The organism is Streptomyces sp. NPDC056222 (genome assembly GCF_042264065.1).
Classification (GTDB): Bacteria; Actinomycetota; Actinomycetes; order Streptomycetales; family Streptomycetaceae; genus Streptomyces.
This window is the reverse complement of record NZ_JBHJTL010000042.1, coordinates 58,445-67,439: the sequence shown is the minus strand read 5'-3', so window position 1 is coordinate 67,439 and position 8,995 is coordinate 58,445. Positions and strand designations below refer to the sequence as shown.

The 8,995-nt window shown below is 72.6% G+C and carries 5 protein-coding genes; 2 read left to right on the top strand and 3 right to left on the bottom strand.

The genetic code is table 11. The annotated features are described in order from the left end of the window. Window positions 1–115 precede the first annotated feature (115 nt). The gene (locus ACFC0D_RS20830; protein ID WP_376437893.1) at window positions 116–1,471 is read right to left on the bottom strand and encodes a lipase family protein; all 1,356 of its coding nucleotides are present in this window, start codon (window positions 1,469–1,471) and stop codon (window positions 116–118) included. 352 nt (window positions 1,472–1,823) lie between these two features. On the opposite strand from ACFC0D_RS20830, the gene ACFC0D_RS20825 reads away from it, so the two are divergent. Then, window positions 1,824–3,113 carry a PucR family transcriptional regulator gene (locus tag ACFC0D_RS20825; RefSeq protein WP_376437891.1) on the top strand — a complete coding sequence of 430 codons (1,290 nt, stop codon included), beginning with the start codon at window positions 1,824–1,826 and terminating at the stop codon, window positions 3,111–3,113. A 51-nt stretch (window positions 3,114–3,164) separates the two neighbouring features. Here the strand turns inward: ACFC0D_RS20825 and ACFC0D_RS20820 are convergent, their stop codons facing one another. Both ACFC0D_RS20820 and ACFC0D_RS20815 read right to left on the bottom strand, forming a co-directional pair. Further along, window positions 3,165–3,650, bottom strand: a complete 486-nt coding sequence (locus ACFC0D_RS20820) for a DedA family protein (protein WP_376437889.1) — start codon at window positions 3,648–3,650, stop codon at window positions 3,165–3,167. A 366-nt stretch (window positions 3,651–4,016) separates the two neighbouring features. Further along, window positions 4,017–5,021 (bottom strand): helix-turn-helix domain-containing protein, encoded by a 1,005-nt coding sequence (locus tag ACFC0D_RS20815; RefSeq protein WP_376437886.1) that lies wholly within the window; start codon window positions 5,019–5,021, stop codon window positions 4,017–4,019. 148 nt (window positions 5,022–5,169) lie between these two features. Here ACFC0D_RS20815 and ACFC0D_RS20810 point away from each other — a divergent pair, with 148 nt between their 5' ends. Continuing rightward, window positions 5,170–8,934 carry a S8 family serine peptidase gene (locus ACFC0D_RS20810; RefSeq protein WP_376437884.1) on the top strand — a complete coding sequence of 1,255 codons (3,765 nt, stop codon included), beginning with the start codon at window positions 5,170–5,172 and terminating at the stop codon, window positions 8,932–8,934. Window positions 8,935–8,995: the final 61 nt, after the last annotated feature.

The window sequence follows — 8,995 nt, the reverse complement described above, 5'->3', positions numbered from 1 at the left end:
GCCCCCTCGGGCGCCCTCCCCCACCCCCCCGGCCCCCCGCGGGCGCGCCCCCCCCCCGGGGGGTCCGCGGGGGTGGGGCCCCGCCGCGGTCCCCCGCCCGCCCCCACCACAGGGGTCAGGACGACGACGTCGGCTCCTCCGGTGCCAGCGAGTTGCCTGCGGGGATGCGGCCGCAGTCGGAAGGGGCCGTCCGGCCCGCGAAGCGGGCATCGAGCCAGTCCATCGCGTGCGGGGCCCAGATGACGGGCACGCCGACGTGGCTGAGCAGCTCGTGCTGCCGGTACGTGATGGCGGTGTTGCCGGTGGCGCAGTACTGCCGGGCGAGCGCGCGCACGTCCCCGGCGACCATGACGCCGTCACCCGTGCCGATCCCCGGGCGGTTGCTGAAGGTTCCCTCCAGGACGCCCGCGTCGCCCTGGGCGATGAACCCGGGGATGGTCGGGGTGGCGGCGGAGCCGAGGTTGATCCGGTTCACCGCCGTGACGATCTCAGGGACGGAGTTGATGTTCTCGTACTCGGGCTTCGCCATCTTCTTCCAGGTCAGACCCGGGTAGCGGCCGAGGGCGTTGACGATGGAGCCCTTCTCCAGCTCCGCGTACACCTTGAGGCCGTAGCCGCTCAGGTAGGGCTTGACGTCGATGTCGAAGGAGCGGGAGACGCCGATGATCGCCATGGGGATGACGCCCGACCAGGCGAGGGACCCGTCCACGTACTTCAGGTTGTGCGCCGGGGTCACGAGCAGGCCGCCCTCGGCGAAGCCGACCAACTTCCGGTTCACGTCCGGCGCGTAGGCCGGTGCCATCGCGGCTGCCCAGTTCGTGGCGATGGCACCGCCCGAGTAACCCATGAGACCGAACCTGGTGTTGTCGCTCAGCCCCGTCTCCGCGGAACCGGTCGCGGCACGGATCGAGTCCAGGGTGTTGGTTCCGTACTCGGGTCCGGCGGCGAAGGCTGCCCGCTGGCCCTGGGTGTCCGGGATGACGAGGGTGTAGCCCTTCGCCAGCAGCGGCGTCATGAAGACGGCCTCGGCGTTGGGGATCACGCCGCCGAGGGTGAGGTCGCCGGCGATGGCGCGGGACGGCCCGTCCTCCGGGTTCAGCGAGTCGTAGAACGACTGGTACGACACGGCCCTGCTTCCGTCACCCGTGAGGCTGCGCACCACTGTGGTCACGTTGGCGGCCGGGCGTCCCTGGGCGTCGGTGCTGCGGTAGAGCAGCTGGATCGCCTTCAACGGCGTGGGAATGCCGACGAGGTGGTACTGCAGCGTCCGCGTCTTCAGCACGGCGCCCGGGGCGAACGACGACAGGGGCTCGCTGCCGTCGTAGGTGTAGAACGGGTCGCTCGCGGCGGACGTGGCCGTCGTCGTGGTCGCGGCCTGCACGGACGCGGTGGCGGTGGCCGCCGGCGCGGCGGTCATGGCCGCCGCGATGGCGACAGCGATGGAAATCGGACGAACTGCCGTCTTGGACATGGCTTCCTCGATTCCTGAGTGGGGGGCCGACCGGCCTGAGGGCTCGAAAACGGCACGACCGGCAGAGGGTTGGCGGCTCCCTGCCCGGAGATTCCGGGCGCCGGATCGGTGCGAAGGCGAGTCGGGGTGTGACGGTCTTCCTGTACGGCGGGTGGAGGTTCGGGGATGGCGGCTCTGGGGTGCGGTCAGGTCGTACGGGGAGATCCGATGCATGACGCGGCCGCGGTCCGCCACGTCTGGCAATTCACCGGCCTGACGTGTTACCAACCGGTAGGAGATGTCCCGGAAACATGATGGAGGCGGTGCGCCGCCGCGTCTCCAGGGCGGAAAACAGAGATTTGCGAGGTGGATTGTGACCGCATCCAACGCCGCGGCACACGACTCGGTGCCGCGCTTCGGCGGCGTTCCGGTCTACGACCGGCTCCAGGCCGCCGCCGGTGCGCTCGAGCGTGCGGTCATGGTCCGGCTCGTCGAACAACTGCCCGTCTACGGAAGGCTGCCGTCGGAACAGCTCGGTGGCGACATCGCCAAACAGGTGACGCGCGGCATCCGGAGCTTCGCCGAGATGCTGCGCACCGGCGAGCTGCCGGATCAGTCGGAGCAAGCGGCGATCCGCGAGTCGTCGGCTCGGCGTGCCGACGAGGGAGTGCCGCTGGAGGCCGTGGTCGGCGCCTATCACCTCGGTGCGGAGGAGTGCGCCGCCCATGTCTTTCCGGCGGCCGAACCGGGCGACATCGGCGACGTGTTACTGGTCCAGCGTCAGCTGCTCGTGTATCTCAGGCTGGTGAGCTGTGCGGTCGCCGCCGGGTACGTGCAGGAGCGGCAGACGGCGCTGAGCGACCAGCAGGTCGCCCTGCAGTCGCTGCTGTCCCGACTGCTGGAAGGCGGCAGCCCCAAGGCCGCGGCCGACCGCGCCGGCATCCGTCTGCCGCCTTGCTACCTGGTGCTGAGCATCTCCGTGGGACGGCACCCGGACGAGCTGGTGCCCGGCGTGAACCACGCGGTCGCCGCTCGCCGCAAACTCCGGCGGCTGCGCAACGAACTGCATCGGCAGACGGCGGGAGTTGCGCTCTCCGTGCTGTCGGACGGCGGAGGGCTGGTCCTCGTCCCGTACGAGGCGCCGGCCGCCGCCTTCGGCCCTGCGGACCGGGAGCGGCTCTCCCGACTGGTGGTCGAGCTGGGCCGGATGTGCGGCGCCGAGGTGCTGGCCGGGGCGGCCGCCGCGCCACCGGAGGGCGTCGCGGACGCCGCCCGGTTGGCCGGCGAGGTACGTGAGGTGGCCGAGGCATCCGGCCATGAGCCCGGACTGTACCTGCTCGACGACGTACTGCTCGAATATCAGCTGAGCCGTCCGAGCCCGGCCAGGGAAGGGCTCGCCGCGCTGCTCGACCCGCTGGACACCCGCCCGGAACTGCTCGCCACCCTGCGTACCTTCCTCGCCTGCAGCCTCGACCGTCGCCGGGCAGCAGCCCGGCTCCAGGTCCATCCGAACACCGTGGACTACCGCCTGCGCAAGGCGACGGATCTCACCGGACTGGACGCCTCCCGGGGCGCCGATCTGGTCACCCTGCACGCCGCGCTCGCGGCCCATGACGCGGCAGGACGCGGCGCCCCCCGCGGCGGCCCTTCACGTCAGGGCTGAACGGCCGGCCGAGGCAGCGCTCCCGCGCGGCGTGCGTGGTGCCGGACCAGCTCAGGACTCTTCGGCGGCGGCATCGGCGGACGGGGACCGAGCGGCCCTGCGTCGTCGGTACACCACCACACCGCACACCGCGAGGAGGAGGGCGGCGACCGCGGCGACCCCGAGTGCCGTCCGCTCGGCGAACAGTCGCGCCAGTATCTCGAGTGCCCCGAGCCCGGCGGTCGCGTACACCAACGCCCAGGCCGCTCCCCCCACGAACAGTGCGGGGAGATAGCGCCGCAGGGGCATGCGCATGCTGCCGGCGATGAAGTTGGCGGCGGTCTGGAAACCGACGGTCAGGAAGGAGATGGCCACCACCGGCGCGCCCCACCGCTGGATCGCGTGTTCCGCACGCATGAACTTGGCCGCGGAGATACGCCCGGCGAGCCTGCTGCGCCTGGCCCCGGCACCGGCGAGCCACCCGACGGCGAACGTCCCTCCAGCTCGTAGGAGAACGATGACGTACAGAGCGGCGGCCGTGAGCGCGACGTCATCCACGGCGCCTCGCCCTCGGGGCCGGGCCGAGGCAGGCGTCCTGCGCCGCCCGTTCCGAGAAACCCTTCCCAACGGGCTCGCGACGGGCACACGCCCGGTCTCCGTCTCTCACCTGAGTTCTGCCTCTGCCCGTTCGTCCCCTGCGTTCCACCATGGCGGCCCCTGTACCCGAGCCGGGCTCGCCCGGCACGGTCAGGTTATCCGAACGCGCGTACGCCGAGCACACGGCGCCGGACACCGGAGAGGAAGGCCTTGCGCCTCCGGCGCCCGGCAGCCCCTACCGACCCGGGGAGGGACCACCGCGAACCTTCGGTGCGACCGGACATCGCCCCGAGCTCCGCCGCGCGCGGCGCCGTGGGGGCGAGCCCGTCACGGTGCCCTCGGCGGGCCGGCGATCCAGCCGAGCTCGTAAGCGCGCCACCCCAGTTGGATCCTGGTGGTGCCGCCCGACAGGTTCATCATCCCTTTCACGCGCCGCTTCACGGTACGCAGACCCATCCGCAACTGTTTGGCGATGCTCGCATCCGTCATACCGACCAGGAGCAGGGCGAGGATCTGGAGGTCGGTCGCATCGGGTCCGGCGGGTTCGACGGGCTCGTCCTCGATCACCTTCCCGCCCCCGCCGAGCTGGAGCGGCAGCGCGCTCTTCCACACCCGCTCGAACAGACCCATCAGCAGGTCCAGAACCCCGCTCGCGTGGATCACCAGAGCGGCGGGGTCGGAGCCGTGGTCACCGAGCGGCACCATCGCCAGCGTGCGGTCGGCCACCACCAGCTTCGTCGGAACCTTCTCGACCAGCCGGACCTCCTGCCGGCGCCCGAGCCCCACGACCAGTTCGGAAAGCTGGCCCGGCAGCACCAGAGCCTCGCGCTCCAGCACCACGCGGTAGGAGACTCCCCGAGCCACGGCCTCGTCCTCGACCGGGTTCTCCATCGGCGTGACGGCGACCGGTGTGCCGGTGACCAGCACGCACAGCTCCTCCACCGCGCCCATCTGCAGCTGGAGGAATCGGTGCGAGACAGCGGTCGCCCCTGTCACCACCTCCACCAGGTCGTGCACCGCGGGCCGCGCCGCCTCGAAGCGGTACGCGTCCGCCAGCAGCGCCGCCGCCCGTTCGGCCCCGTCCAGCACCTGTCGCTGCCGGGTGAGCAGCGCGCCGAGGGCGACCCCGGGCGGAGCCGCCACCCAGCGTTCCGCGGCGGCGTCGGGCCGTGCCGCGAGGCCCCGCTCCTCGAGGTGGCGCAGCACGGCAGCCACCGAGGTCTCGGCGAGCGCGAGCCGACGCGCGAGTTCGGGCACGTCGGCGCCGCCGAGCCGAACGAGACTGCGGTACGCCGCCTCCTGCGTGTCGTCGAGTCCCACTGCTCCGAGCACTCCGGACCCCCTTTCCGGAGGGTGTCCTTCCACCGGCCCCATGGCGGGAAACGGCCGCGGCACCTTCCCGCCCGCGAGGGCCGTTCCGCACCGCTCGTCTCCTTTGCCAAGGTGTCGCCACCGCAGCAGCAACGACCAAGGGAGAACGATGCGCCCGATATCGCGTACGGCCCTGGGGGCGGCGACCGCCGCCGTCCTCGCCGTCACCGCGCTCATGCCGTCCGTGGCCGCCCAACCGGCGGTCGGCGGCGCCGGCGAGAGACCGCTCGTCGGCGCGCAGGCGGCCGCGCAGCGCACGGACAAGGCCGTGACGGTCACCCTCGTCACCGGCGACCGGGTCCAGGTGACCACGGACCGCTCCGGTCGCTCCTCCGCGACGGCGCTGCCGGGTGACGACGGCAGCGTCCCGCTCCTCGAGACCCGCCAGTCGGGCAAGGACCTGTACGTCTACCCCGACGGCGCCGCCGAGCCGCTCGCCGCGGACCGCGTCGACGAGGAACTCTTCAACGTGACCGGCCTGATCCGGCAGGGCTACGACGACTCCCGCACCACGGACCTCCCGCTGATCGCCGTCTACGACTCCTCCGTCGACGTGGCCCGCTCCGTGCCGACGTCCCCGCGCGGCGCGGCACGCGGCCCGGTGCTGAAGGCGGCCCACGGGGTGGCCCTCAAGGCCGACAAGAAGAACGCCTCCGCCTTCTGGGCCGACATCACCTCGAGCCGCTCCCGCTCCGGCGCCGACGTCACGAAGGTCTGGCTGGACCGCAAGGTCGAGGCGACGCTCGAACGGTCCACCGCACAGGTCGGCGCCGACCTCGCCTGGGCCGCCGGCTACGACGGCAAGGGCACCAAGGTCGCCGTCCTCGACACCGGCGCCGACGCCGAGCACCCGGATCTGAAGGGCCGGATCACCGCGTCCCGCAACTTCACCGACTCCGCCGGCACCGGAGACCTCCAGGGCCACGGCACCCACACGATCTCCACCGCAGGAGGATCGGGAGCGGCGAGCGACGGCAGGAAGAAGGGCGTCGCACCGGGCGCGGACCTCCTCAACGGCAAGGTCCTCAACGACTCCGGCTCCGGCGCCACCTCCTGGATCATCGCGGGCATGGAGTGGGCCGTCGCCCAGGGCGCCGACGTCGTCTCCATGAGCCTCGGCAACCCGGCTCCGACCGACTGCACCGACCCGATGAGCGCCGCGACGGAACAACTCGCCCGGTCCACGGACACGTTGTTCGTCGTGGCCGCCGGGAACTCCGGCCCGGGGCTGAACACCGTCTCCTCGCCCGGCTGCGCCCCCAGTGTCCTCACCGTCGGCGCCGTCGACCGCGACGACTCCACCGCCCCGTTCTCCAGCCGCGGCCCGGCCCGCGTCTCGCACACGCTCAAGCCCGAGATCGCCGCCCCCGGGGTGGGCATCTCCGCCGCCGCCACGGGCGGGCGCGGGGTGTACGCCTACCGCTCGATGTCCGGTACGTCGATGGCCACTCCGCACGTCGCGGGCGCCGCCGCCGTCGTCAAGCAGCGGCACCCCGACTGGACCGCCCAGCAGATCAAGGCCGCCCTCGTCTCCTCGGCGAAGGCCGACGTCCCCGGCGACGCCCGCGAGACCGGCGGCGGCCGGCTCGCCGTCAAGTCGGCCGTCGACGCGACGGTGCTCGGCACGCCGGCCGTCCAGGGCGGGTCCTTCAACTGGCCCCAGGACGCCGGTGACCGCACCACGGTCGGCATTCCGTACACCAACACGGGCGACCGGCCGGTGAAGCTGAACGTCGCTCTCCAGCGCGTCACCGGCAACGACGGCTCCCGGGTTGTCTCCCCGGTCGCCCGCCTCGGCGCGCGCAGCGTCACCGTCCCCGCCGGAGCCACCGTCGAGGTCCCGCTCGTGCTGAACCCGGCCGCCCGGCTGGAGCCCGGCCAGTACGGCGACGTCACCGGCCGGATCCTCGCCACCGCCGACGGCGTCAGCGTCTCCACGCCGTTCTCCCTGTACGTCGAGCCGCGCACCGTCACCCTGCGGGTGAAGACCGTGGACCGACTCGGCCGGCCGGCCACGGGCGCCTCCGTACTGGACATCGTCAGCACCGACACCGCCGACGGCGAGCGCCGCTACAACGGCGGCGCGGCGGAGCAGACGTACCGGCTGCGCGCCGGCAGCTACTTCCTGTCCGGCTACGTCGTCACCCCCGACGCCGGCGAGGCTACCGGGCTCGTCGACTCGATCACGTACCTGGGCCGCCCGCAGATCGAGCTGACGAAGGACACCACCGTCGTCCTCGACGCCCGCCGAGCGCACCGACTGCGGCTGCGCACCGACCGCACGACCGAGGTGCGCAGCGGGATGCTGAGCTTCGCGCGGTCCTGGGACGGCACCTGGGGGCACTCCGGAACCCTCTCCGGCGGCCGTACCCTTCGCGGCTTCTACGCCTCCGTCGAGGGCGAGGCGAGCGACGGGGACTTCGAGTTCGCCAGCTACTGGCGGGCCGCGGCGCCGCTGATCTCCGAGTTCGCCGTCGTCGGGGGCGGGAGCCTGCACCCCGTCACCGCCTCGACGGGCTCGGTCAACCTCGATGGAACGGGCGAGGCGCCTCTCGTCGACGCCAAGTCCGGAACGGCCGAGGAACTCGCGGCCGCCGGTGTCCAGGGCAAGATCGCCCTGGTCCGCATCGCGGACGGCACGGCGAGCGTCGCCCAGCACGTCCGCAACGCCAAGGCCGCGGGCGCGAAGGCCGTCCTCGCCCACCGCACCGCCCCCGGCCGCTGGCTGCCCACCATCGGCACCGGCGCCGAACTCCCGGCTCTCGCCGTCGAGTCCGCCGAGGCCGAGGCGTTGCTGGACCGGCTGGCGACCGGCGGGGTCACGCTCCGCTGGAAGGCCACCGCGAAGAGCCCGTACACGTACACCCTCGCCTTCCCGCAGCGCGGCGAGATCGACGAGGACCGTACGTACCGCGTCGACGACGACCGCCTCGGCCGGAGCAGGTCGACGTACCACTCCATGGGCGTCGCCACCGACTACATCGACACCGTGCTGGCCGGCCGGCCGGACGGCTCGCAGGTGCTGGTGCCCTTCGACAGCGTCGCGGTGCCCGGCACCCGGACCGACTTCTTCACCCCCGGCGACACCACCTGGCGGCGTTACCTCTCCAGCAGCTTCCCCTGGGGCGAGTTCATGGTCGCCGCACCACGCGCGTACGGGACGGGAGAGCGGCGCGACGAGGACTGGTACGACGGTGTCATCGCCCCGCGCGCCCCGATCGACGTCGCCGGAAAGCCCCTCCTGGCCGCCGAACGCCAGGGCGACCTGATCGGCTTCGCCACCGCGATGTGGGGCGACGGCACCCACCATGGCGAGGCCGGATCGTTCGGGGACATCGGCAATCTCCGCCTGCGCCACGACGGGCAGGAGATCGGCCGGTCCATCTACCCCTACGGGGTCTTCGACGTCCCGGCGCAAGAGGGCACCTACGAGCTCGAGCAGTTCATCCAGAAGATCGGTACGCCGGCCAAGGTCTGGCAGCGGTCGACCGCGATCGACACCCTCTGGCGGTTCCGCTCCGCACGTGACGAGAACGTCTACTCCCAGCCCGTGCCGATCCTCTTCCCCCGCTACGGGCTGCCCGAGGACGGCGCCAAGACCCTCGCCGCGAAGGCCGGTCAGAAGATCACCCTGACCGCGACCGGTCATGGCGGCTACACGCCCGCCGCTCTCGTCTCCGCCGCGCTGTCGTACTCGTACGACGGCGGCGCGACCTGGACCGCGGCCCCGGTCGCCCGGCACGACGGTCGGTGGACCGCGACCGTGGACCACGCGGCGGCCTCCGGCCGACAGGTCACCCTGCGGGCCGAACTGACCGACGCGAACGGCAACTCCGTCCGCCAGACGGTCACCCGCGCCTACGACGTACGCTGACCCCGAGGCCCCGCCGGACGTCCCCCGCAACGGATGGACGTTCCGCGGGGCCTCCGGCTGT

What these genes read in the sequence shown, in the direction of transcription:
- ACFC0D_RS20830 (WP_376437893.1), bottom strand. Translation starts at nt 1,471, where the DNA reads ATGTCCAAGACGGCAGTTCGTCCGATTTCCATCGCTGTCGCCATCGCG.
- ACFC0D_RS20810 (WP_376437884.1), top strand. Translation starts at nt 5,170, where the DNA reads ATGCGCCCGATATCGCGTACGGCCCTGGGGGCGGCGACCGCCGCCGTC.